1 protein-coding gene is annotated in these 245 nt (G+C 65.3%); it reads right to left on the reverse strand.

Annotated elements, in window-relative coordinates; genetic code table 11:
- Window positions 1-245 (reverse strand): amidohydrolase family protein (locus RVY79_RS21090; RefSeq protein WP_317466561.1); only part of this gene is annotated, 245 nt, incomplete at both ends.

The following is a 245-nucleotide window of genomic DNA, read 5'->3' on the forward strand; positions in this document are numbered from 1 at the left end:
CGCACCACGTCGATGGCATCGAGTGCCTGCGTCACCGCGGCATCGCCAGCGCAATGGATCTTGGCGGCAAGGCCGAGCTTCTCGCATCGTCCGAGCCAGCGGATCAGGTCCGGCACCGTCAGCATGGTCGCGCCGCGGAAGCAGCAGCCACGCACGGGATCGGCCAGATAAGGCTCGTGGAAGGCGGCGGTCTTGGCACCCGGCACGCCGTCGAGGAATACCTTGACATAATCAGGCTTCACATG

Source organism: Chromohalobacter sp. HP20-39, from assembly GCF_033052815.1.
In the GTDB taxonomy this organism is placed as follows: domain Bacteria; phylum Pseudomonadota; class Gammaproteobacteria; order Pseudomonadales; family Halomonadaceae; genus Chromohalobacter.